Source organism: Halobellus limi, assembly GCF_004799685.1.
In the GTDB taxonomy this organism is placed as follows: domain Archaea; phylum Halobacteriota; class Halobacteria; order Halobacteriales; family Haloferacaceae; genus Haloquadratum; species Haloquadratum limi.
This window is the reverse complement of sequence record NZ_CP031311.1, coordinates 1-24055: the sequence shown is the minus strand read 5'-3', so window position 1 is coordinate 24055 and position 24055 is coordinate 1. Positions and strand designations below refer to the sequence as shown.

The 24055-nt window shown below is 66.4% G+C and carries 22 protein-coding genes, 1 tRNA gene and 2 pseudogenes; 11 read left to right on the top strand and 14 right to left on the bottom strand.

What is annotated here, in order from left to right; genetic code table 11:
* Positions 1–112: 112 nt before the first annotated feature.
* From DV707_RS00120 to DV707_RS00115, 3 genes are all read left to right on the top strand, one after another.
* Entirely contained in the window at positions 113–919 is an 807-nt protein-coding gene (locus DV707_RS00120) for a hypothetical protein (RefSeq protein ID WP_103993021.1), read from the top strand.
* 242 nt (positions 920–1161) lie between these two features.
* Positions 1162–1311 (top strand): HVO_2142 family zinc finger protein, encoded by a 150-nt coding sequence (locus DV707_RS18385; protein WP_160113976.1) that lies wholly within the window; start codon positions 1162–1164, stop codon positions 1309–1311.
* Between the two features lie 110 nt (positions 1312–1421).
* Entirely contained in the window at positions 1422–2036 is a 615-nt protein-coding gene (locus DV707_RS00115; protein ID WP_103993022.1) for a VOC family protein, read from the top strand.
* Between the two features lie 87 nt (positions 2037–2123).
* Here the strand turns inward: DV707_RS00115 and DV707_RS00110 are convergent, their stop codons facing one another.
* Positions 2124–3161: a zinc-dependent alcohol dehydrogenase family protein gene (locus tag DV707_RS00110; protein ID WP_103993023.1), complete on the bottom strand. Its 1038-nt coding sequence runs from the start codon at positions 3159–3161 to the stop codon at positions 2124–2126.
* Between the two features lie 202 nt (positions 3162–3363).
* On the opposite strand from DV707_RS00110, the gene DV707_RS00105 reads away from it, so the two are divergent.
* Positions 3364–4179 (top strand): DUF7260 family protein, encoded by an 816-nt coding sequence (locus DV707_RS00105; protein WP_103993024.1) that lies wholly within the window; start codon positions 3364–3366, stop codon positions 4177–4179.
* A gap of 67 nt (positions 4180–4246) precedes the next feature.
* On the opposite strand, the gene DV707_RS00100 is transcribed toward DV707_RS00105, so the two are convergent.
* A complete protein-coding gene (locus DV707_RS00100; RefSeq protein ID WP_103993025.1) occupies positions 4247–4516 on the bottom strand; it encodes a DUF7542 family protein in 270 nt (89 codons plus the stop codon).
* A gap of 224 nt (positions 4517–4740) precedes the next feature.
* On the opposite strand from DV707_RS00100, the gene DV707_RS00095 reads away from it, so the two are divergent.
* A complete protein-coding gene (locus DV707_RS00095) occupies positions 4741–6006 on the top strand; it encodes an MgtC/SapB family protein (protein ID WP_103993026.1) in 1266 nt (421 codons plus the stop codon).
* A 30-nt stretch (positions 6007–6036) separates the two neighbouring features.
* Here the strand turns inward: DV707_RS00095 and DV707_RS00090 are convergent, their stop codons facing one another.
* The 9 genes from DV707_RS00090 to phnD all read right to left on the bottom strand — a co-directional run bounded on the left by DV707_RS00090 (position 6037) and on the right by phnD (position 15756).
* Positions 6037–6735, bottom strand: coding sequence for a glycerophosphodiester phosphodiesterase (locus tag DV707_RS00090; RefSeq protein WP_103993027.1), 699 nt, complete (start codon positions 6733–6735; stop codon positions 6037–6039).
* Between the two features lie 96 nt (positions 6736–6831).
* Positions 6832–7974, bottom strand: a complete 1143-nt coding sequence (locus tag DV707_RS00085; protein WP_103993028.1) for an ABC transporter ATP-binding protein — start codon at positions 7972–7974, stop codon at positions 6832–6834.
* A 6-nt stretch (positions 7975–7980) separates the two neighbouring features.
* Positions 7981–8742 carry a carbohydrate ABC transporter permease gene (locus DV707_RS00080; protein WP_346772035.1) on the bottom strand — a complete coding sequence of 254 codons (762 nt, stop codon included), beginning with the start codon at positions 8740–8742 and terminating at the stop codon, positions 7981–7983.
* A gap of 207 nt (positions 8743–8949) precedes the next feature.
* Positions 8950–9840, bottom strand: coding sequence for a carbohydrate ABC transporter permease (locus DV707_RS00075; protein ID WP_103993030.1), 891 nt, complete (start codon positions 9838–9840; stop codon positions 8950–8952).
* Positions 9841–9861: 21 nt separating this feature from the next.
* On the bottom strand, positions 9862–11283 hold the full coding sequence (locus DV707_RS00070) for an ABC transporter substrate-binding protein (protein WP_240728555.1): 1422 nt from the start codon (positions 11281–11283) through the stop codon (positions 9862–9864).
* Positions 11284–12052: 769 nt separating this feature from the next.
* The gene (gene phnE, locus DV707_RS00065; protein WP_103993031.1) at positions 12053–12844 is read right to left on the bottom strand and encodes a phosphonate ABC transporter, permease protein PhnE; all 792 of its coding nucleotides are present in this window, start codon (positions 12842–12844) and stop codon (positions 12053–12055) included.
* Positions 12841–13650: a phosphonate ABC transporter, permease protein PhnE gene (gene phnE, locus DV707_RS00060; protein ID WP_103993032.1), complete on the bottom strand. Its 810-nt coding sequence runs from the start codon at positions 13648–13650 to the stop codon at positions 12841–12843. The genes phnE (DV707_RS00065) and phnE (DV707_RS00060) overlap by 4 nt, the downstream gene beginning before the upstream one ends.
* A 2-nt stretch (positions 13651–13652) precedes the next feature.
* Entirely contained in the window at positions 13653–14480 is an 828-nt protein-coding gene (gene phnC / locus DV707_RS00055) for a phosphonate ABC transporter ATP-binding protein (RefSeq protein WP_103993033.1), read from the bottom strand.
* A 55-nt stretch (positions 14481–14535) separates the two neighbouring features.
* A complete protein-coding gene (gene phnD, locus DV707_RS00050) occupies positions 14536–15756 on the bottom strand; it encodes a phosphate/phosphite/phosphonate ABC transporter substrate-binding protein (protein ID WP_235010856.1) in 1221 nt (406 codons plus the stop codon).
* Between the two features lie 344 nt (positions 15757–16100).
* Between phnD and DV707_RS00045 the strand changes: the two genes are divergently transcribed.
* From DV707_RS00045 to DV707_RS18845, 6 genes and pseudogenes are all read left to right on the top strand, one after another.
* Entirely contained in the window at positions 16101–16772 is a 672-nt protein-coding gene (locus DV707_RS00045; protein ID WP_103993035.1) for an HAD hydrolase family protein, read from the top strand.
* A gap of 22 nt (positions 16773–16794) precedes the next feature.
* Positions 16795–17622, top strand: a complete 828-nt coding sequence (locus tag DV707_RS00040; RefSeq protein ID WP_103993036.1) for a hypothetical protein — start codon at positions 16795–16797, stop codon at positions 17620–17622.
* A 108-nt stretch (positions 17623–17730) separates the two neighbouring features.
* Positions 17731–17943 carry a hypothetical protein gene (locus tag DV707_RS00035; protein WP_103993037.1) on the top strand — a complete coding sequence of 71 codons (213 nt, stop codon included), beginning with the start codon at positions 17731–17733 and terminating at the stop codon, positions 17941–17943.
* A 65-nt stretch (positions 17944–18008) separates the two neighbouring features.
* Positions 18009–19622 (top strand): hypothetical protein, encoded by a 1614-nt coding sequence (locus DV707_RS00030; RefSeq protein ID WP_103993038.1) that lies wholly within the window; start codon positions 18009–18011, stop codon positions 19620–19622.
* A 97-nt stretch (positions 19623–19719) separates the two neighbouring features.
* A pseudogene (locus DV707_RS18850) lies at positions 19720–20004 on the top strand (response regulator); the annotation flags it as partial.
* A gap of 203 nt (positions 20005–20207) precedes the next feature.
* Entirely contained in the window at positions 20208–22604 is a 2397-nt protein-coding gene (locus DV707_RS18845) for a PAS domain S-box protein (protein ID WP_240728554.1), read from the top strand.
* Here DV707_RS18845 and DV707_RS00015 read toward each other — a convergent pair whose 3' ends face one another.
* The 3 genes and pseudogenes from DV707_RS00015 to DV707_RS19145 all read right to left on the bottom strand — a co-directional run bounded on the left by DV707_RS00015 (position 22605) and on the right by DV707_RS19145 (position 24055).
* Positions 22605–23063, bottom strand: a complete 459-nt coding sequence (locus DV707_RS00015) for a DUF6653 family protein (RefSeq protein ID WP_103993040.1) — start codon at positions 23061–23063, stop codon at positions 22605–22607.
* 262 nt (positions 23064–23325) lie between these two features.
* A tRNA-Arg gene (locus DV707_RS00010) sits at positions 23326–23398 on the bottom strand.
* A gap of 71 nt (positions 23399–23469) precedes the next feature.
* Positions 23470–24055 (bottom strand): annotated as a pseudogene (locus tag DV707_RS19145) (2Fe-2S iron-sulfur cluster-binding protein).

Here is a 24055-nt window from a genome sequence, read left to right as displayed (position 1 = left end):
TCCGGGTGGGTCGACGCGGCTTCGCCGACCGACGTGGATCTTGGGAGGGCACGCCGGCCGTGCGTTCGAGAAAACGGTAACCGTTATACGCCACGTGATCAAATCCGGAGATATGCAACGACGCGCCGCGGCGATCTACGTCGCACTCTTCATCGTTATCGGTGCGGCTTCGTACTCGCTCATCGCGACCGCGCAGACGCCGACCGTCGAGTTCGACAACCCCGAGTACGAACTCGCACAGGGCGACCAGTTCCAGGTCGGAGATCAGACCTACACGGTTTCGAGCGTCTCCGAGGGCAGCGGTGAACTGCAGTACACGGAGGAGTCCGCAGAGTACACCGTCACCTGGGAGAACGACTCCACACAGACGGTCGACGGCGAGGAGTGGCGAGTGCTCGTCGGCGACGGCGACGACCCCACCGAGTTCACGCTCCGCGAAGAGATCAACGAGACGGCGATCCTGCAGGACGACCCGGACGCGAGCGAGGAAACGGTCGAGCAGAACGGCACCCGGTACGTCGTGCTCAACAACTCGGAACTCGTTCCGGCCGCGGAGTACTTCCCCGACCCCGAGACGCGGTCGTACGCCGAGGGAGACACGTTCCAGTACGAGGGCAACGCGACCACCGTCGATTCGGTGACGACAGACGCCGTCCAGTCGTCCTGGACCGCGCCGCGGACGAACGCGATCAGCGTCGGCGACGAGGCCAACGTCACGCTGGGTGACCAGACGTACCTCGCGCACTTCCCCGACGACTCGACGATGCAGCTGACGCAGAACTTCGAGAGCTACAACCGCCAGGTAGACGAAATCGACCGCTTCCAGACGCACACCAACGGCCTGTGGGGAATCAGCATCGTCTCGTTCCTCACGGCGGTGTTTATGATCGGCTTCGCGTACCTCCCCTCGCGGTACTGAGACGGTCCGCGGTATCGTCGCGTTCGCAACTCGGCGCTCGTTCTCCAACGCGATCCGGAGCGGACAAAACGCACGAGCGCCGCGTGATCGCGTGCCGGACCGCGACGCTGCATCGACGCTCGTCGGTGTGAGCCGACAACACCGCTCGGAAACGACAGCGGCGCAGTCTTCTCATCCATTCAACATTCATCGATCATTACAGATCCGGCAGGTTGATATACGATCACACGCTCCGTGGGAGTATGTCGATCCAGCGGCCGTCGAGCGTCGACGAGAAGTGGTGTCCCGACTGCGGGGAACAGATGTCGTTCACCGGCGTCCAGCCGGCCGGCTACGCGCAGTTCTTCTGTGAGCAGTGTCGGTACCGGCGGGACACCTTCGTCGGCCAGTAGTCCGAGAGGTGTCGCTGCCGGGAGTCGAACGGTTCGATGCCACCGCGAGTCACCGCAAGTGACATCGGTGTCACTCCGGCACTTATGCCGGTGGCCGTGCTACGGCGGGTATGAGCGACGACACACCAGTCACCGCGGAGCGACCGGACAGTCCGTTTCAGACGACCGGAACCGACCACATCACCATCTGGGGGAGTAACGAGGAGGACACTCTCGCGTTCTACCGCGATCTGCTCGGAATGCCCCTGGTGCTCAGGCAACCGAACCTCGACGACCCCTCCCAGACGCACCTGTTCTTCGACACCGGCGACGGCCGCATCCTGACGGTGTTCGTCGGCGATCGGGCCTCGAACCGCGGTCCACAGCGCGGCGGTACCGGGTCCGTCCACCACCTCTGTTTCAGCATCGCCCCCGAGGACTTCGAGGACGTCGCCGCGGCGCTCGACGACGACGGCCGCAACTACAACGTCTTCGACCGCGGCATCTTCTTTTCGCTCTACACGCAGGACAACAACGGCCTCGTGATCGAACTGTCGACCGATAAGTACGACATCCCCGACGACCGCCGCGGCGAGGTGCTCGCGAAGGCCCAGGAACTGCGCGTCGAGGACGGCGCGGAGTACGCGAAAGACGAACACCTCGCGGCCGCGCTCGAAGCGCTCGGCCTCGACGCCGACCCCTACGACCTCCCCGACGCGGCCTCGGGCGTCGGCGGCGTGGAGTAGCGGGCAATCATAATGATTACTCTCACTTTTTACCGAGCGCAACCCCCGTCGACGGCGCTCGGCGGGAAGAGACGAGAGTAATCAGTATCAGACCTCGACGAGCACCTTGATCGCCTCGCGCTCGTCCATCGCGCGGTAGCCCTCGGCGACGTTCTCTAGATCCACGGTCTTCGTGAAGACCGGCGCGGGGTCGAGCGTCCCCTGCAGGACGTCCGCCATCAACTCCTCCGCGTAGGCGCGCACGGGTGCGACCCCGCCGCGGAGCGTCACGTTGTCGCCGAAGAAGGAGAAGAGGTCCAGACCGCCGTCGAGGCCGTGGGGAACGCCGACGTAGCCGACGGTGCCGCCGGGCCGGCACACCTCGACGGCGGTCTCCATCGACGACGACGCGCCGACGCACTCTAAGACGTGATTCGCGCCCCCGTTCGTCACCTGACGGACCCGCTCGACAGCCTCCTCGCCGCGGGCGGCGACGACGTCGGTCGCGCCGAACTCCGCGGCCAGTTCGAGTCGGTCCTCGTGGTGGCCGACGGCGACGATGCGTTCCGCGCCGAGGCGGCGCGCGGCGAGCACGCCACAGAGCCCGACCGCCCCGTCGCCGACGACGACGCAGTCGGCCCCTTCCTCGACGCCGGCGCTCACCGCCGCGTGGTGGCCCGTCCCCATCACGTCGGTGAGGGGCAGAAGCGAACGGAGGGCGTCCTCGTCGTCGGCGTACCGATCGGGGACGCGGACGAGCGTCCCGTCGGCGTGCGGACAGCGGACCTTCTCGCCCTGTGCGCCCCCGTTGTCGCCGCCCCACCCGTCGCCGTCGACGCAGGAGGTGTGCAGGCCCTTCCGACAGAACTCACAGGAGCCGCAGCTGATCTTGAACGGCGCGAGCACGCGGTCGCCCGGTTCCACGGAGCGGACGTCGTCGCCGACGGCCTCGACGATGCCCATCGGCTCGTGACCGACCGTCGAGCCCGGTTCGCGGTCGCTGTCGCCGCGGTAGAACCACAGGTCTGACCCGCAGACCGCGGTGTGGGTCACGCGGACGACGGCGTCCGTGGAGGCGTCGAGTTCGGGTTCGGGGACGTCTTCGACGCGAACGTCTCGAGGGCCGTGATAGACTGCTGCGCGCATACCGGCCCTGGGTCCGGCGCGAGGAAAAGTCCGCGGATCCGCTCGGTCGGCGGTCGCCCGCCGCCGCTCCGAGCGCAACCGTTATTGTGTTTTAGGCCAACCAAAAACGTGTGCCCAGAAACGACTCTCCATCCCGCCGTCGGTCGGACCGATCGGGTGAGATCGTCGGCCCGTATTCGAATCGATGCGGGGGTGAACGATCGTGCCGGACGTCGACGCGGCCGTTTCGGAACTGACCTCGGCTCGTCGAATCGCTCGCGACGAGCGCCGGCGAACCGAGCGCCAACGGCGCGGCTTCGAGAGATTCCGTCGCACGGTGGCCGAGACGGAGACGGTCGATATCGGTGGTGTCGGCGTGGCGACCGGGGCCTCCTCGACGACCGGGCCCTCCTCCGTCGGGTGGACGGCGAGCGCGTCGACGGCCACCGACGGGTGCCGCCGGGTTCGCGCGGCCTTCGAGGAGTCGGTGTTGCCGCACGTCGACGACGCTTCCGGCGGCGTGCACGCCGCCATCGCCGCGGAGTTGAGCGGGGAGGTCGCCGTCGCGCTCGCCGCCGAGGGCGGGGGCAACCGATTCACCGACCCCCTCCGGCGGGCGGTCCTCGACTGCGTCGACCAGCGTCTCGCCGAGAGCCGGGTGATGCTCCGCGTGCTGGAACGAGAGCTGTCGTCGCTCGACGACGCGATCGAGGTGGTAAAACGGGTCGCGGCCTCGCTCCCGTCGGTCGACAAGTCCGACCGCCTGCTGTGTGCGGACGCGGAACTGTGGGCGCGTCGCCGTCGGACGACCGCGCTGGAGGCCGATCTGGACGAGGCGATCCAGGAGCGACAGTCGACTCTCGACACCGTGACGGCCTCGGACGTGAAGGCGGGCATCGGTCACGACGCGGTCGTCGAGTACCTCTTCGGCGACCGCGAGACGACCTACCCCGCGCTCGACGGACTCGCCCGGACCGTCCGCGAGTGTCGGCGGCGGCGCGACGTTCTCGACGCGGCGCTCGCCGAGGAGTCGGAGTAGGAGTAGCCCTCGTCCTCCGGGGGAGCATCTGCCCCGGTTCGTCGGGACGACACGCCTTCTCACACCGTCAGTCGTCGGTGTCCGTATCGTCGCCGAGATCCGTCCCGTCGCCGAGATACAGCGGCGAACTCTCGGTCGTACACGCCGGGCGACCGCAGACGCCGGCGTCGTCCCCGGCGCGTTCGACGCCCGGCGAGAGCCGGTGTAACTCCCACGTCGCCTCGTGGCCCGTCTCCGAGCGGTGCGTCTCGATGAACGTCCGCGCCCGCGCGAGCCTGTCGAACGTCTCCTGCTGTCCGCACTCGGGGCAGGCCACGGTCGCACGTTTCTCGCCCATCGGTCGGGTGTACGCGCCGGAACACACTTAACAGCGCGGTTCGCGGGGGTTCGGGGCCGCGTCTCGATGGCTCGTCTGACCGCTCACCCGGGATCTCCCTCGGGTTTCACGTCCCGCTGCGAAAGAACTAAGCGCCGCGACTATATAGGATAAATAGAGAAAATACTGGTATATACTCATATGTTCTCTTCGCCTCAGCGAACGGTCCCGGAGGGGAGCTGACGATGCTGCAGTTCGGCCCGGAGACCGTCCCGATCAACGCGGACGTCCTCAACCTCTTCGTCGCGGGAGCGCTGGGGATGCTGCTCGGACTCGAGCGGGAGTGGTCGAACAAGTCCGCGGGGATTCGGACGTTCACGCTCACCAGTCTGGTCGGCGTCGCGGCCGCGACGCTCGGACAGACGGTCCTGCTGGCCCTCGGTGGACTGTTAGTGCTCGTCCAGGGCATCCTGCTCGGCGCTCGCGGGCTCCTCATCGACGCTCGCGACCTCGACGTGGACGGCGGCGGGCTCGCGCTGACGACGTCGACCTCGTTGCTCGTCGCCTACGTCGTCGGCGTGCTCGTCGGGATGGACTACCTCCTGGTCGGCGTCGTCATCGCGATCACGTCGTCGTTCCTGTTGGTGCTGCGCCGGGAGCTCCACCAGTTCGCGAACCAGCTCTCACACCAGGAGGTGCGCGGGGCCGCCGAGTTCGCGATCATCGCCTTCGTCGTCTACCCGCTCTTGCCCACCGGCACTTACGGCCCCTGGGACGCCATCGACCCGCAGCTCATCTGGCTCCTGGTGATCGCAGTCAGCGCCATCGGGTTCGTGAACTACGCGATCATGCAGCGGTACGGGAGCCGCGGGATGCTCATCACGGGCTTCTTCGGCGGTCTCGTCAACTCGACGGCCGTCATCGGCGAGATCGCGAACCGGGCGAAGACCAACGTCGGCATCCTCGATCTCGCGGTGGCGACCATCCTCGTCGCCGACGCCGCGATGGCCGTTCGGAACCTCATCATCGTCGTCGCCTTCGTCCCGCAGTCCGCGTTCAGCGTCGGCCTCCCGCTCGGGCTGATCGCCGTCGGCGGCGTCGCGCTGACCGGCTACGAGCGCAACTGGACCGGCGATATGGAGCTCGATCTCGACTCCCCGTTCAGCAGCACGAACGCGCTGACGTTCGGCGGGCTGTTCCTCCTCGTGCTCGTGGTCACGGCGGGGGCCCAGCAGATGTTCGGTACCGCCGGCTTCCTTCTCACCAGCTTCCTCAGCGGACTCCTCTCCAGCGGCACGACCACGACGACGGCGGTCTCGCTCGCGAGCACCGGCCAAGTCACGCCGGCGGTCGCCGCCCAGGGCGTCCTGGCCGGCACGCTCGCGAGCATCTTCGTCAAAGTCTGGCTCGCGGTCGGCATCAACCGGAACCTGCTCGTCCCCGTCACCGCCCGCTCGGCGTACCTCGCGCTGCTCGGTCTCGTCGGCGTCGCCGCCGTCCAGATCCTGTGAGGCGACCGGAGAGGAGGGCCGTCGATCGCGCTACCCGTCCCGGCACTCGTCCGCGAGTCCGCAGTCGTCGATCACGGCGCCGTCGACCTCCAGATCGCGTAGCTCCGCGATCGTCTCTCTCCCCTCGGCGGTCCAGGCGTTGACGCCGAACCCCCTGGCGTGAGCCCGCTCGACGATGTCGGTGTCCAGACAGAGGTGTACGTGCGGGTGGACGTACGAGCAGTCCAGGTCGTCGGCGACGTCGAGGGCCCCGCTCGTGTCGAACTCGTCGGTCGCGTCGGCGTCGGCGTACAGCAGGTACGCGACCGCCGCCGCCCCGGCCTCGCGCGCGTCGGCGACCTGGTCCGGCCGGAACGAGGAGACGATCACCTCGTGGTCGTACCGACCGGCGATCTCGACGGCGTCGGCCGCGACGTCCGCTCCCTTCAGTTCGAGGTTCAGCCCGACGCTCGACGGCACGGCCTCGAAGGCCTCCGTCAGGAGCGGGATCGACTCGTCGGTGCCGAGGACGGAGGCCTCCTTGAGCGTCGAAAGCGGCGTCGACGCCACCTCGCCGGTGACGTCGGTCACGCGGTCGAGCGTCTCGTCGTGGAAGACGACCAGTTCGCCCGAGCCACAGCGCTGGACGTCGGTCTCGATCATCTCCACGGCCGCCGCGGAGCGCCGGAACGCTTCGAGAGTGTTCTCCGGGTACTGCGCGAGACAGCCGCGGTGGGCGATCGGTCGCACTTCAGGCCCCCCGCGGCGAATTCCGCACCGGCGCGTCCGCGGGCGGGCCGTCACCGCCGGACGCGTCGTCGACGCCCGCGACTTCCGTCGCACCGCTCATTTACCGACCTGCGTCTCGGCGGCGTCTGACACCGTCGTCTCTCCACGCGGCGAGGAGTGATAGATCGCGTCGCCGGCGTCGTCGAACACGTGCAGTCGCTCGTCGTCGACGCAGAGTTCGACGGTGTCGCCGGCGGCGAGTTCGGTCCGCGCTTCCGCTTTCACGTGGAGTTCGTCGTCGCCGATGTAACAGTGGATCAAAAGCGACTCGCCGAGCGGTTCGGTGACGCTCACCTCGGCCTCGAACGTCTCGGCGCCGCCCGCGACGTTTTCCGCGAGCGAGATGTCTTCGGGACGGACGCCGAAGTACGCCGAGTCCGGCCGCTTGGTGAAGAGCTCCGGATTCGGCAGCGGTAGCTCGAAGTGCTCGTGGTGTGCGGCGGCGTCGTCTCCGAACGTGAGGTCGACCGGCACGATGTTCATCGCGGGACTGCCGATGAACTCCGCGACGAACCGCGTATCGGGGAAGTCATAGAGCATCTGCGGCGGATCCACCTGCTCGATCTGCCCGTCGTTCAGGACTGCCACTCGATCGCCGAGCGTCATCGCTTCGGTCTGATCGTGGGTCACGTACAGCGTCGTGGCGTCGAGCTCTCGGTGGAGTTGCAAGAGCTCCGCGCGCATCTGTACCCGCAGCTTCGCGTCGAGGTTGCTCAGCGGCTCGTCCAGGAGGAACACGTCGGGTTCGCGGACGATCGCCCGCCCGATCGCGACCCGCTGTCGCTCGCCGCCGGACAGCTCGCTGGGCTTGCGGTCGAGTAGCTCCGGGATGTCGAGGATGTCGGCGGCTTTCCTGACGCGTTCGTCGATCTCCTCGCTCGTGTAGTCGCTGACGGACTTCATCCCGAACTTCATGTTCTCCGCGCTCGTCATGTGCGGATAGAGCGCGTAGTTCTGGAACACCATCGCGATGTTGCGCTCTTTCGGTGCCAGTTCGTTCACGCGGCGCTCGCCGATGCGGAGTTCACCGTTGGTGATGCTTTCGAGTCCGGCGATCATCCGGAGCGTGGTCGACTTGCCGCACCCGGACGGACCGACGAGCACGAGGAACTCCCCGCTCTCGACGTCGAAGGAGATGTCGTCGACCGCCGTTACGTCGTCGAACTCTTTCGTGAGACCGTCGATGTGAATGTCAGACATAGCGTGTCACTTCTGTTGGATCGCGAGCGTTTCGAGAAGCGGTCGGTGCATCACGATGAGCACGGCAAGCGGCGGCAAGAGCGCGATCACCGCGCCGGCCATGATGATCCCCCACCGGGTGAGCCCCGACTGCGAGGCCGCCTGAAGGAACCGGAGTCCGACCTGCACCACCTGCTTGCTCTGATCGGTCATAATGATGAGCGGCCAGAGGTACTGGTTCCACGCGTAGATGAAGGTGATCACCGACACGCCGGCGATCATCCCCTTCGACATCGGGATCAGCACCTTCCAGAGGAACGTCAACGGCCCGACGCCGTCGAGGTGGGCGTTCTCGACCAGCGAGGCGGGAATCGACATGAAGTGCTGTCGGAACAGGAACACCGCCGTCGCGCTCGCGATGTACGGCCCGGTGATCGCCATCAGCGTGTTCCCCCAACCGAGTCGCGCCATCAGATCGAAAAGCGGCACGATCCGGACCGGGACGGGCAACAGGAGCGTGAGCAGGATGAACATGAACACGGCGCGCTCGTAGGGGAACCGGTAGTAGACGAGCGCCAGCGCCGCGAAGAGCGACAGCGTCACCTTCCCGACGACGATGATCACCGACATCACGACCGAGTTGATCATATACTGCGTGAAGTTGTACTCGCCGAGCACCGTCCCGTAGTTCGAGAGCCCCTGGCTCCCGATCCCGACGTTGGTGATCTGATACACCTCGGTGGTGCTCTGGGTGCTCATGATCAGCGCCAGTAACAGCGGGAGTCCCATCAGGAAGATCGACACCACGAGCCCGCCGTGGATGAGCGCCTGCTCGGCGTCGACGTCGCCGGGGAAAAGCCCCGCGAGCGCCGAATCGGAGGTCGATCGCGTCGTCATCAGTCACACCCCACGGGAGCGACGCTCGGTGACGAGTCGGTTCTCCGCGTCGGCGGGCGCTCGCGTCGTCGGATCGACCGTTGGGTTTCGCACATCGTATCACGCATAGGTGGTGTAACTCTCCGAGAGCCGCAACTGGACGTACATCAGTATCGCCACGATGGCGAACAGGACGACCGACTCCGCGGACGCGAGTCCGAGGTTGCTGAACTCGAACGCGTCGCGGTACAGTTTGAAGATCAGCAGGTTCGTGGCCTCGTTCGGTCCGCCGCTCGTCATCAGGTCCACGAGCGGGAACGTCTGGAAGAACGAGTAGATGGTGTTCATAACCACGAGGAAGACCAGCGTCGGCGACATCAGCGGGACGTACACCCGATACAGCATCTTCAGATGACCGACGCCGTCCAGTTTGGCCGACTCGGTCAGCGTCTCGGGGATGTTGTTCAGCGCGGCGACCATGAAGATGATGTTGTAGCCCAACTGCTTCCAGATGGCGACGACGGCGACCACCGCGAACGCCTGCGGGCCGTTCGTGAACCACTCCAGCGAGGTCCCGGTGAGGCTCTCCAGCACGAAGGTGATGATCCCCAGGGACGGATGCAGCAGGAACAGGAGCACCGACGCGGCGACGGCCGTCGGCAGCGCGTACGGCCAGATCGCCGCGATCAGGTACGTCGACGATCCGACGTCGACCTGGAAGAGGAGGTACGCGACGAACAGCGACGCGACGAGCGTTCCGACGACGACGACCGCCGCGAAGGCGATCGATATCGCGAAACTCCAGTGGTACGTCGAGGAGGTCGCGAGCGTCACGTAGTTCTCCAGCCCCACGAACGTCTTTCGAGTCCCCAGGAGAATCGTCTGCTGGAGGCTCAACCGGAAGGTCTCGACCCCCGGGTAGTAGAGGAAGGCGATCAACACGGCGAACGTCGGAAGCAGCAGCAGAAACGCCTGCCACCGCGACTCGTACGGTTTGGTGAATTCCGGCATGCTCTCGAAGTGAGTGGCCGATTACGAGACCCGGTCGTTGTAGCTCTGCAGCGCCTCGTCGACGTCGCCCTTGATCTGCGAGAGGCCGTCGGAGACGCTCGGCCCGCCCTCTTGGATCATGCTCACGTAGCCCTCCTCGATGATGGTTCTGACCTCCGGGAACGGCCCCATCAGGGCCCCGCTCGTCGCCGGCGTGCCCTCGGTCTCGTTGAGCTGGTCGATCGCCGTCCGGAACGACGGGTTCTCCTCGTAGAACCCCTCTTCTTCCAGTTGCGTGATCGACTCCTCGCGCACCGGGAAGTAGCCGGTCCCCGTGTGCCACTGCGCCTGCTGTTCCGGCTGAATCATGAAGAGCAGCAGCTCCGCGGCGGCCTGCTGCTGTGCGTCCGAGAGGCCCTGGGGGACCCACAGCGACGCCCCGCCGATGGGGAGTCCGGTCCGTTCGCCGCCGGGGGCGGGCAGGTACGCGGTGTCGAGTTCGAACCCGTTGTCGGCGGCGCCCTGCTTCATCGGCGCGATGCTCGACGTCGAGTAGATGATCATCCCCGTCTGCTGGGTCAGGAACGCCTGCTGCGCCTCGCCCCACGCCTCGATCCCGGGGTTCAGGTACTGGTCCTGCTCGTAGAGGTCGACCCACCACTCGAAGATGTTCTGTGCGGCCTCGCTCTCGAGGTTCGACTCCGTCGCGCGCCCGTCCCGTCCGTTGTCGTTGTTCACGAGCGTGGTGTTCTGGTGGGCGAACCAGCCCTCGACGAACCACGAGTGATTCGGGAACGTGATCCCCTTCTCGACGACGCCCTCGCTCGTGAGCGTGTTCGCCGCGTCCGTGATGCCCTGGTACGTCGTCGGCGGGTCGTCGGGGTCGAGCCCAGCCTCCTCGAAGGCGTCACGGTTGTACATCATGATCGAGTTGCTCGAGTTGAACGGCATCGAGTTCAACTTCCCGTCGATGCGGTAGAAGTCAAGCACCGGATCGAGGAAGTTGTCGAAGTCGATGCGGTCGCTCGGGATGATGTCCTCGACGGGAACGAACGCCTGGCTGTCGAGCGCCAACTGCGTCCCGATCTCGAAGATCTGCGAGAGCGCCGGCGGGTTACCGGAACTCACCGCCTGGGTCGTCGCGTTGAGGTTGTCCCGGTAGCTGTTCCGGGACGTCGTCTCGACGGTGATGCCGTCGCTCTGCTCTTCGAAACTGTCCACGATGTCGTCGATGCGCTGCGCGAGGTCGCCTCCCATCGCGTGCCAGAACTGAATCGTGACCGACTCTCCCTGGCCCGATCCCATCGTCGTCCCGCTCGAGTCCCCTGAATCGCCGCCGGAGTCGCCGCCAGAATCGCCACCGGAGTCGCCGCTACCGTCCTGACTCGAACACCCAGCGAGCCCCGCGACGGTCGCTGCGCCAGCACCTTTGATGAACGTCCGTCTGGTTCTGTCTGACATCATTGCTACTCGACTTATGTCACGGTTTACCCTTATAATTCTTGGCATTTTCTATATATATCAGTGTATACCCGACCGAACGACTCTCGAATTCGCGATCTGCGGCTCGCATTCGGACTGGAAACCGTACCGTCAGACGCCTTTAGGAGTCTTTGGAACTTTCTCGGACATAATCGACTATGAAAATATATTTCACAGTAGTAAACAATAGTACTCGAAAATCGAACAGATTTCGACACACGAAACTCAACCCGTCTCCTTCGATTCTGCTTTCGTAGCCGAATACCCTGTAAGAGTCTTTTAAATAGTTTAAATAGAAATGTTCGATTTACCCTGACGAGCTACCCGACAGCGGTCGCGCCTGATTTTCGATATACCGAACAATACGCGGATACGGGTCGACGATGGCCGGATATTGTTCTATATAGTCGTCCAGTGCTCGATATCGTGAGTCAACGTACACGACTGGAGGGGTCGAGGCGGCTCACTGACCGTCCCGCCTCTCCGCCCGAGATCTCCGATCCACATACTGACATCGATCTGAATAGATATGGAACGATTCGAGAGCCGATCGCGTCGCCGTTGGATCCGCGTACGCGAACGGTCACACGACGTCGGGACGTCTCCCGACTGATTCTCGCGGCCGTCAGCGAGGCGTTCCGTAGCCTCGGGACCGTACACCCTCGGTATGCGATAGTCGCCGGAGTACGAAGAAACGGTACCGAAACGATTCTTCGATACGCGTCCCGTCGAATCGAACGGAGAAGAGCGCTCAGCGCACCTTGCGCCGCAGGTACGCCGACGTGACCTCGCTGAAGATCACGATTCCCAGGATCGCCAGCAGGATGGTCAGCACCTGCTGCCACGCGAAGAAGTTGATCGAGGTGTTCAACTCGACGCCGATCCCGCCCGCGCCGACGAAGCCGATGATCGTCGAGGCGCGCACGTTGATGTCCCACCGGTAGGTGGAGACGCCGATGAACGCCGGCTTGATCTGCGGGACGATGCCGTAGATCGCCGCCTCGACCGAGTTCGCGCCGGTCGCTTTGATCGCCTCCACCTGTCCCGGATCGATCTCCTCGATGGCCTCCGCGATGAGCTTCGAACAGAAGCCGATCGAGCGGACCGCGATGGCGAGCGTCCCCGCCAGCGCGCCCGATCCGAAGATGATGACGAAGATCAGCGCCCAGATGATGACGTTCACCGACCGCGAGGCGGAGATGATGAACTTCCCGAGCAGGAAGGTGAACCGGTTCGGCGTCGTGTTCTCCGCGCCGATCAGCGAGACCGGAATCGCCATCAGGATCGCCAGGGCCGTCCCGAGGATCGCGATGTGGACCGTCTCGATCATCGGCGAGAGGATCTCCCCGGTGTACCCGACGTTGGGCGGGTACATCCGGTACATCAGGTCCATGAACTCCTCCGGCGCGGTCCCGACGTAGTTGTAGTTGATCTGCAGCAGTTGCCAGGAGATCGCGGCAGCGACGAGCGTCAGCAGTATGAGCACGTACCGGCCGAGTCGCTGCCGCGGCGTCCGCCGCTCCCAGGTCCGGTAGTCGGTCATTGTATCCGCCCCCGCACGTAGGTGCTGATGAGTTCACCGATCATGACGATGGCGATGATCGCGATGATGATCGTCAGGAAGAAGTCGTAGTCGTACTGGTCGAACGAGTTCAGAAGCGTCGCGCCGATCCCGCCGGCGCCGACGATGCCGACGATGGTGCTGTGACGGATGTTGATGTCCCAGCGGTAGATCGTCAGGCCGACGATCCGCGGCATCACCTGCGGGACGACGCCGAACAGCATCGTCTGGATCCGGTTCGCGCCCGTGGCCTCGGTGGCCTCCATCTGCCCGCTGTCGATGTCCTCGATCTCCTCGGCGAGCAGTTTCGCGAAGAAGCCGATCGTCTTGTACGACAGGGCGATCACGCCGGCCAGCGCGCCGATCCCGACCGCCTTGACGGCGATGATCGCGATGATGAGCTCGTGGAACGCACGCGAGACGGTGATGATTCCTCTCCCCACCCAGTACACCGGTTCCGGAGCGATGTTCTCGGCGGCCATGAACGCGACCGGGATCGAGATGATGACGCCGATGATCGTCGCGACGACCGACATCGCGACGCTCTCGATCATCCCCTCGATCAGGAGGTCCATCTTGAACGCCGTGAACTCCGGCGGGAACATCCCCGTGATCAGGCCGACGGCGGAGCCCCACCCCTGGACGACCCGCGCGGGCGAGATCCGCATGTCCCAGACGCTCCAGAGGAGGAACACCGTGATGATCGCGTACACCGCCCACTTCACGTAGTGGTTGTAGAACGCCGTCGGTCGCTGCCACGTCCGGCGATCTGGTTGCTCTGTCGCCATCGTTATCCTCGGCGCATTGCGCCTTCTTGGGTGGTCGATTCGGTCGGGTCGTCGTCGTCCGACGGCCTCTTCACCGCGGTGTCGTCCGGAATCTCCTCGCCCCGGTAGATCTGGCCCCGGGCGGTCTCATCGAGGTCCGCCGGCGTGCCCTCGAAGACCTTCTCACCGTCGCGCAGGCCGACGATGCGGTCGGCGTACTCCTCGGCGAGGTCGACCTCGTGGATGTTGATCAACACCGGGATGTCGTCCTCGGCGGCGATCTCGGTGAGTAGGTCCATCACCGCACGGGACGTCTCGGGGTCGAGGCTGCTGGTCGGTTCGTCGACCAGCAGGATCTTCGGCCGTTGGAGGATGGCCCGAGCGATCCCGACGCGCTGTCGCTGTCCGCCGGAGAGTTCGTCCGCCCGGTTGTTCTCGTGACCTTCGAGACCGACGCGATCTAAGACCTCGTAGGCCCGCTCGATGTCCTCGCCGGAGAACTTCCGTCGGAAGGCGTCCCAGGTGCTGACGTACCCCAGACGACCCGAGAGGACGTTCTCCATCACGGTGAGCCGCTCGATGAGGTTGTACTCCTGGAATATCATCCCCATGTCCCGCCGGGCGTTCCGGAGTTCCTTCCCGGACAGCCCCGTTATCTCCAGCCCGTCGAGTTCCACGCTCCCACCGGTCGGTTCGGTGAGTCGGTTGATACAGCGGATGAACGTACTCTTCCCCGCCCCGCTCGGCCCGATCACGGCGACGGTCTCGTTGCCGGTCACGTCGAGATCGACGCCTTTGAGCGCCTCGTCGCCGGAGGGGTACGTCTTCTGTAAGTCGGTTACTGAGAGCATATATGGTGTATCCTAGCTACGGTTTCTCAAAAAACGACTGAAGGAGAACCGGAGATTACTCTCCGATGTTACCGGTCTCGTACTCGACCTCCAGGGACTCCTGAATCTGGAGGATGATGTCCCACACCGTCGCGTAGTCGATCTCGACCCACGTGCCGCGACCCTCGAACTCCTCGGCGATCGAGGTGTCGCTGTAGTCGTAATCGAGGAACGCTCGGCGGACGCCCTCCTGGATGTCGGGGTGCAGGGTGTGGACGTACGAGAACGCGGTCGTTGGGAACGGCTCGGACGCCCAGATGCACTTGATCTGGCTGGGGTCGAGCTGGTCGTCCCGGGCGACCCGGGCGTAACACGTCGAGCAGACCGGCGCGGCGTCGTAGTCGTCGTTGGCGACGCCGAGGGAGCTCTGCTGGTGACCGCCGGAGTAGGAGACCTCGTAGTCCTCGCCGGGCACGACGCCCTGGTTGGCGAACAGCGCCCGCGGCGCGAGGTTCCCGGAGTTCGAGGACGGGTCGGCGTGGGCGACGTTCTTTCCTTCGAGGTCTTCGAGTTCGCCGATCTCCGCGTTGTCCAGTTGCGTGATGAGCCAGAGGCGGTACCCGAAGGAACCGTCGCCGCTCCCGTCGATCTGGACGGAGAACGGAACCGCGCCGGCGATGTTGACCGCGAACGGGACCGTCCCCGTCGAGAAGCCAGCGAGGTGGAGCCGCTCGGAGCGCATCGACTCGACCTGCGCCGCGTAGGAGTCGAGCGTGGCGTACTCGACGCTCTTGCCCGTCTCCTCTTCGATGTTGTTCAGGAGCGGTTCCAGCGTGTTCTCGTACACGGTCGGGTCCTCGGTCGGGACCAGCGAGAACTGCAGCGTGTCGGGGTCGAGCCACTCGCTCTCGTCCTCGGGGGTCTCCGGCACCGGATCGCCGTAGCGCGGTTCGTCGCGCGGGTTCTCCTGCATCCGTTCGAGGTCCGCCATCGCCCCGGTCTCGAAGCCGGCTTCGAGGAGCGTGCTCGTGAGCTGGGGGAACTCCGGGTCCGTCACGTCGAACTCCGGATACGTCGACGGGTCCGTGTGCGCCGGGGCGTCGTCGCCGCCGTCGCCGGAGGTCGTCTCTTCGCCGCCGCCGTCGCCGCCCGAATCGCCGCCGGAGTCGCCCCCGGAGTCGCCCCCGGAGTCGCCGTCACCGTCGCCGCCGCCACCGCCGCCCATACAGCCGGCCACGCCCGCGAGCGTGGCGGCGCCCATTCCACTGACGAATTTCCGTCTGTCGACTCGACGCATACTGGGTGAATCGATAGTGACAAAACTTAACTCTTTGGTTACTACTCGTCCTGTAGGTGGAAATAAATATGTCACTAAAAACCATTTGTCCGTCCGGCTTCGCTCGCTCCCCGTCCATTCGCCGGTGTGAGAGCGCGGGACAGTAGCGGGGACGCGACGGATTCTCCTCCGCTGCTGCCGGACACGGTCCGTTTCGGCCCCCGTGTTCGGCTCGAACGCCGCCGTCTTTATCGGCACTGGGTGACGTACATCGCGAACGACCCAATGAACGCACGCGAATTCGCTCCTGAGACGCGCCCGAGGACCGACCGATCGGCGAACAGCCGAGGCACTCTCGTGGACCGATGAGTCGACCGCTCGCGCTCGACATCGACGGCACGATGACGAGGCCGGACGGCGGGATCGACGAGCGCCTGTTCGGGCCGCTCCGGGAGTGGGAGGAACCGGTCGTGTTGGCGACCGGGAAGTCCTTCGCCTACCCCGTCGCGCTCTGTACGTTCCTCGGGGTCCCCGAACGGGTGATCGCCGAGAACGGCGGCGTCGTCCTCGTCGACGGCGACCTCACCGTCGCGGGCGACGCGACGGCGGCGCGACGGGTCGCCGAACGCCTTCGCGAGGCGGGGTACCCGCCGGGGTGGCCCGAACCGGACATGCACAACCGCTGGCGGGAGACGGAGCTCTCGGTGACGCGGTCGGTTCCCAGAGACTTCCTCGAAGACCTCGCGAGCGAGCACGGACAGACCATCGTCGACTCCGGCTACGCCTACCACGTCAAGTCGCCGTCGGTGAGCAAGGCGACGGGCCTGCGCCGCGCCTGTGACCTGCTCGACCGGGACCCGGACGCGTTCGTCGCGATCGGCGACTCCGCGAACGACGCGGAGCTGTTCGACGCCGTCGGCCGCGCCTACGCCGTCGCCAACGCCGACGAGACCGCCGCTGCACGGGCGGACGTCCGGACCGAGGGCGCCTTCGCCGACGGCGTGCTGGAAGCGCTCGACGAGGTGGCGGCGGAATGAGCGCGACCCCGTCCGTCGGCGGATGACTGTACTCTCCCGACTCCGCCGACCCGAACACACCGGCGACGGCCGCTGTTGGCCCTGCACGGTCGTCAACGTGGTCCTCCTGGCCGCCCTCGCCGGCGTCGTCGCGCTGGTCGCCCCCGCCGTCGCCGCCCTCGTCGCGCTCGGCGGCGCCGCCGCGATCTGGCTTCGCGGCTACTTCGTCCCGTACACCCCCCGGTTCGCCCCGCGGCTCGCAGCGCTGCTCCCGGGCGACTACCTCGAACACGCCGCCTCCACGGAGACGCTCGGCGACCTCGGCGGCGGTGACGCCGACGGCGTCGACGGGGACGACCTCCTTCGCGAACTCCTCGCGGCCGGCGTCGTCGACGCCGAGGGCGAACACCTCGAACCGACCCCGGCGTTCGCCTCGGCGTGGCGGAGCGAGATGGACGCGCTCGCGGCGGACTCGGACGACAGACCCGCCGATGCCGACGGGCGACTCGTCGACGCCCTCCGCGAGACGCTGGAGCACGTCGACTCGGCGCGGATCGAGCGGACCGGCTCGGAGACGTTCCTGGTCGTCACCGGCGCCGACGGGTCGACGGCGTGGCTTCGCCGACCCGTCGCGATCGCGGAGGTCGCCGCGGTCCGAGCACTGGACGAGACCGCCCTCTCTCCCGACCTCCGGGCTCCCGCCGCGCACGCCCTCTGTGCGTTTCTCGAAACCTGTCCGGTGTGTGAAGGCGACGTCGTCGAGACCACGCCGGCGGACTGCTGCGGGCACACGCTCTCGGGAACCACCGAGGGACCGTCGGACGTCCTGGCGTGTGAGACCTGCGGCGTCGTGTTCTACGAGTTTCGGTGAGTCCGTGTGCTCGCTCCCCGCCGCCGAGCGCCGTTCGAGGCGTGCGGTTCGGACGAATTTTTGTGTCGATTAGCGTCACTTTTACCGACCGGTACCGAACCGACACCAATGGCTTCCGACACGTCGGAGACGATCAGATCGCTTCTCGAGGGCGCCATCGAACGGACGGACGACGAGGAGGTCCACTACAAACTCCGGACGGCGATGCAGCTTCTCGACGTCGTCCGCGTTCGCAACGAACAGCTCAGCGACACGCTGTCGGCGGTCGACCTCGACGAGGACCTCGAAGCCCGGCTCGAAGAGCTCGGTTACCTCGAATAGCGGTCCGACGTCGTCCCCCGTCGGCGAGTCAAGATTGATGGCCCCGACCGGTCAACGCCAGGGTGATGGCTCCCGGGTTCGGTTCGTCGCCCCTGCGTTCGCCGAAAGTCTGGATCGGCGGCGCCGCGGTCTCTGACCTGTTGGCCCGACTCCCCGAAGACGTCCTCGTCCCGCTCGTCTCGCTCGTCGGGGGGACCGTCGGTCCGGCGTCCGTCGCCGCGGCGACGACCTGGCTGCTGTTCGCGACGGTGTTCTACACGTTCACGCCGCTCGTGTACACGTACCTCGACGGGCTGCCGTCGGAGGCGCGCGGGTTCCGAGCCGTCTTCACCGCGTCGGCGGTGAGCGCCGGACTCCTCTTCGAGTACGTCGACGGCGTCCGGCTCACGACCGGCATCGCGGTGCTGATGGTCGCGAGCGCGGCCGCGATGCTGTGGTACCTGAGCCGGATCCGCGGGTGGTCGCTGTTCGATCCCGAGGGGAGGGGCGTCGAGGTCCTCCAACTCATCTCGCCGCACCGGGACGTCTCCGAGGAACTCCGGGCGGACTTCGCCCGCGAGGGACTCGTCGGCGTCGCCGGCCGCGTGGCGTACCTCGCCGCCGTCGGCATCCTGCTGACCTTCCCGGTGTTTCTCGCGGGCGTCATCTCGCAGCTGTTCGTCTACGCGTACCCCCTCCCGGACCTGCTCTTTCTCGGCTGGGCCGTGGTGGCGGCCGTCTCGCCCCGGCTGACGATCGGCCCGAGTCGCGGACAGGTGTTGGACGTCGAGTTCGACCTCGAACGGTATCTGCTGGACTCGCTGGAGAACGTCTCTCGGAGCGTTCAAGGGCTCTTTCTGACGACGTTCGTCGTGCTCGGCGCGTTCATCGCGGCGGGGTTCCTCTTCCTCGCCGTGACGCTGGGGTCGCAGCTGGCGGGGCCGTCCCTCGCGCTCCTCGGCGGGCCGCTCCCGGAAGTCGGCCTCGACGTATGGATGAGGATCTGGGGGCTCTCGGGACTGGTCGCGATGCTGGGGTTCGCCGGGGCGTTCTTCCTCTGGCTGTGGGTCCGCGAACTCCAGCGACTGCCGCACTTCCTCGACGCCTGGGAGGGCCGAGAGACGACCGACGGCGCGCCGATCGACCGTCCCACCGGGTTCGTGGCGCTGCCGCTTCTCGCGGTCCTCGCGTCGGCCGCCTACGTCTTCGCCCTCTCCGCGCCGGGGACGCCGCCGGTCGAGTACGCGTTCGCGCTCTTTTGGCCGCTGGTCCTCGGCCTCGGCTGGTGGGTCGCCAACCGCTCGCGGGAGCCGCAGCCGCTCGGGTACGAGAACGTCTGGATCGCCGTCGGGCTGTACGTCGAGACGGCCTCGGTCTGGTTTCTGGCCCGAACGCTCACCGTCGCGACCGGCAGCGAGTCGACCTCCGTGTGGGCGGTCTTCGAGTCCGCGAACCTCCCGCTCGTCCTTGGGTTCATCACCGCGTTCCCGACGCTTCTCCCGTACGTGTCCAGATACGAGGACCGGGACGTCGAGGGCCGCAGCTACGCGCTCGTCTGGTTCTTTCTCGGAGTCGCGGTCCTGGCGGTCCTCGTTTCTCAGGTCGCGACGGGTCCGGTGCGGTTCCAGTTGCGGGTGCTCGCCGGCGCGGCCTTTTTCGGGAGCGTCGCGCTGGCGCTGGTCCGACGACGCGGCCTCTGAGGCTCCGCTCGGAAGTGAAACCTGATCGGTTTGTCTCTCCACGATGACGGCCGCTTAAGTCCCCGCCGTGTGAGGCTGCCCCAACGAGCAGTCACGTATGACCGACACGCCCGATACGATCGACGTCCTCCACGTCGACGACGACCCGGATTTCACGGAACTGACGGCGACGTTCCTCGAACGCGTCGACGATCGAATCGAGGTCCGAGCCGCGAGCGGCGCGGCGGCGGGGCTGGACGCCCTCGCCGACTACGACGTCGACTGTATCGTCTCGGACTACGATATGCCGGCGACCGACGGTATCGAATTCCTCGAAGCCGTCCGCGAGGACCACCCGGAACTCCCGTTTATTCTCTACACCGGGAAGGGGTCCGAGGAGGTCGCCAGCGACGCCATCTCCGCCGGCGTGACCGACTACCTCCAGAAGGGGACGGGGTCCGAACAGTACGAACTGCTCGCGAACCGGATCCGCAACGCCGTCGAGGCGCACGAGTCACACCGGCTCCTGACCGAACGGACCCGTCGGCTGGAGACGCTCATCGACAACCTCCCGGGGATGGTCTACCGCTGTCGGAACGCGCCGGCGTGGCCGATGGAGACCGTCGAGGGGAGGTCGAATCGCTCACCGGCCACGCGGCCGACGACCTGGAACGCAACGAGGTACAGTGGGGGGAGGACGTCGTCCACCCCGACGACCGCGACCCGGTGTGGGAAACCGTGCAGGACGCCCTCGCGGACGACGGCACGTTCGAGACCACCTACCGGATCGTCACCGACGACGGGACGATCAGGTGGGTGTGGGAACGCGGACGCGGCGTCTACGAGGGCGATTCGCTGGTCGCACTCGAGGGGTTCATCACCGACGTCACCGAGCGAAAGGAGCGCGAAGAGCGACTCGAACGCACCACGGCCAGGCTGGAAGCGCTCTTCGAGAACTCCCCGGACATGATCGACGTCCACACCGACGAGGGGACGATACTCGACGTGAACAAGCGGTTCTGCGAGGTGTTCGACCAGCCGCGGGAGGAACTGCTCGGCACGAAGGTCTGGGATCTCGACCTGGAGAGCGACCCCGAGGAACTCCGCGACGTCTGGGACGGGATGGACGTCGGCGAGCGCCACGAGGTCGAAACGACGTTCGAACGCGCCGACGGCGAGCGCTTCCCGGTGAAGGTCCACCTCACCCGGCTCCCGACCGACGACGAGGAGGAACGGTTCATCGTCATCTCCCGGGACGTCAGCGAACGGAAGGCGCGCGAACGGACGCTCCGGCGCTACGAGCAGATGGTCAACACGATGCGAGAGGCCGCCTGCATCTACGACGAGGAGGGCCGCTTCGACCTCGTGAACGAGCGGATGGCCGAACTCTACGGCACGACCCCCGACGCGCTCGAAGGCCGCGAGAGCACGTTGATCGCGGCGATCAGGGACGACGCGGACGGCGATCCCTACCGCGAACTCCTCGACGGCGACCGCGAGGAGCTCCGCGGCGAGATCGAACAGCCGATCGGCGAGTACGGCCGCGCGGTGCTCGAATACCGGCTCACGCCCCTCGTCTCGGAGGGCTCCGTCGAGGGCGTCGTCGGCGTGACTCGCGACATCACCGACCAGCGCACTCGCGAGCGCGAGTTCGAGCGGACGCGCGAGCTGCTCGAACGGACCGAACGGATCGCCGACGTCGGCGGCTGGGAACTCGATCCCGACACGATGGAGGTGTTCTGGACGGCGCAGCTCTACGAGCTGTTCGGCGTCGACCGCGACACGGAGGTCTCACTGGAAACCGCCCTCGACGCCTATCACGAGGCGGACCGTCGGATCGTCGCCGACGCCGTCGAGACGGCGCTCGAGAGCGGCGACCCCTTCGACGTCGAGGCCCGATGCCGCGGGCCGACCGACGAGGCCCGCTGGCTCCGCGTCCAGGGCGTGCCGACGGTCGAAAACGGCGACGTCGTGACGCTCCGCGGCGCCGTCCAGGACGTCACCGAGCAGCGGGAACGCGAACGACAACTCCAGCGGGCGCAACGGGACGCGTCGGAGCTGTTCAACGGGATGAACGACTCCGCCTGGGTGATCGGCCTCGACGAGCGGTTCCGCGCGGTCAACGACGCCGCGGTGGAGACGCTCGGCTACTCGCGCTCGGAGCTGCTCTCGATGCGCCCCCACGACATCGACGTCGGCCTCGAAGACGGCGAGATCACGGCGCTCATCGAGGCGATGCCCGAGGACGAGATGCAGGTCTTCGAGACCGCCCACGAGACGGCCGACGGCGAGCGGATCCCCGTCGAGATCAACTCCAGTCTGATCACCTATCAGGGCGAGCCGGCGGTGCTGAGCATCGCCCGCGACATCTCCGACCGCAAGCAGCGCGAGCAGCAACTGGCCGAGTTCGCGTCCGTCGTCAGCCACGACCTCCGCAACCCGCTCAACGTCGCGGAGGGTCGGATCCAGCTCGCCCGCGAGGAGTGCGACAGCGAACACCTCGAGGCGGTCGAACGGATGCACGAACGAATGAACTCCCTGATCAACGACCTGCTCACGCTCGCGCGCAGCGGGACCAGCGTGATCGAGCCCGAAACCGTCGAGTTGGGCCGGTTCCTCGACACCTGCTGGCGGAACGTCGCGACCGCGGACGCGACGCTCCGCTCTCGAATCGACCGGCCCATCAGCGGGGACCGCAGCCGGCTCCAGCAGCTCTTCGAGAACCTGTTCCGGAACGCCGTCGAACACGCCGGCGAGGACGTGACGGTCACCGTCGGCGAACTCGACGACGGCTTCTACGTCGAAGACGACGGCCCGGGGATCCCGCCCGAGCGGCGCTCGGAGGCGTTCGAGATGGGCTACTCGACCGCCGATGGGGGGACGGGGTTCGGCCTGAACATCGTCGAGCGGGTCGTCGAGGAACACGGGTGGGAGATCAGCCTCACCGAGGGTTCGGAGGGCGGGGCCCGATTCGAGATCCGGGGCGTCGGATTCGAGCGGTGATCAGTCCCGACCGTCGCTCTCGCCCCTTGCCGTCGCCGCGTCGTACCGCCTGACCAGCACACGGAGCCACCAGAGCTTCAACCCGAGCGAGGCGACGGTCCCAACGGTCGCCCCGACGGGTCGCTGTCGATACGCGGCGTACAGCGCGTAGCAGAAGCCGAGCGCGCCGACGGCGTTGCAGACGTTCGGGTACCCCAGACCGACGGTCGCGCGCCCCTCCTCCCGGATCCACCACTGCTCCGCCAGGACCGCGCGGGTCATCCACGCGTCGTCGGTCTCCGGCGGATCGAACAGGACCGGATTGAGGACTGTCCAGACGAGTGCGGCGGTCAGCAGTCGCCACTTACGGTGATAAAGCGCGTAGACGACGACCGGACCGGTGGGGACGCGCGTCCAGCCGCTTTTCGGATTCGAGTGGCGACTCCAGAGGGTCGTCTCGGTCCGCTCTCGGAGGGACATACCGACCCATCGGTCCGAGAGGTGATAAATACGTGAAACGGGCAAACGGGGCCGACGGGACTCCCACGAGCGGCAGCGAGTGGGAGGTCGTCGGGGAGTGAGCGGAGCGAACGGACCCGACGGGATTTGGAACCCACCTTTTACTCGCTCCCTCCGGTCGCTCGCAAAAGCTGGACCAAAATGACAAAACAAAAAACGGACCTGACGGGACTCCCACGAGCGGTAGCGAGTGGGAGGTCGTCGGGGGAGTGAGCGGAGCGAACGGACCCGACGGGATTTGAACCCGCGACATCCTGGTCCGGAACCAGGTACTCTGTCCACTGAGCTACGGGCCCTCAGACCGAGGTAGACCTGCCGGTCGTATAACCGTTGTGAACGGGAACGAATCTCGAAAGAACCGGCCGCTTCAGGGCGCTTCGCCCGTCTCGATCGTGAAGTCCGCGCGGGGGTAGGCGACGCAGGTGAGCGTGTACCCCTCGTCGAGTTCGGCGTCGTCGAGCATCTGCTGGTTGTCGTGGACGACGTAATCTTCGGAGTTGCCGCCGGACGTGATCTGTCCGGCACAGGAGACGCACTGCCCCTGTCGGCAGGCGTACGGGAGGTCCCAGCCCTCCTCTTCGCCCTGTTCGAGGATGGTCTCGTTGTTCGCGAGTTCGATCGTCTCGCCCTGCTTTGCGAACTCGACCTCGAAGTACTCGATCTCGTCCTCGGGGATGTCGGCGGGTCCCGACTCGTCGGCCTCTCCGCCCTCTTCGAGTTCGGCGCCCTCCTCGCCGCCGGCGACCGCCCCCGCGAGCGGCACGGCCCGCCGATGGAGCGGTTCATCGGTTCGGGGAAGTCGGTCTCCGGACGGCGCTCGCCCGCTTCTCGAGCACCTCCTGGGAGATGTCTCCGGTGGGGGACCACCCGGTGCCACGCGCGTAGTGCAGCGACACCGCGAGGAGCGTCAGAGTCACCCCGAGACCCAGCCCCACGAGGTTGATTTCGACCAT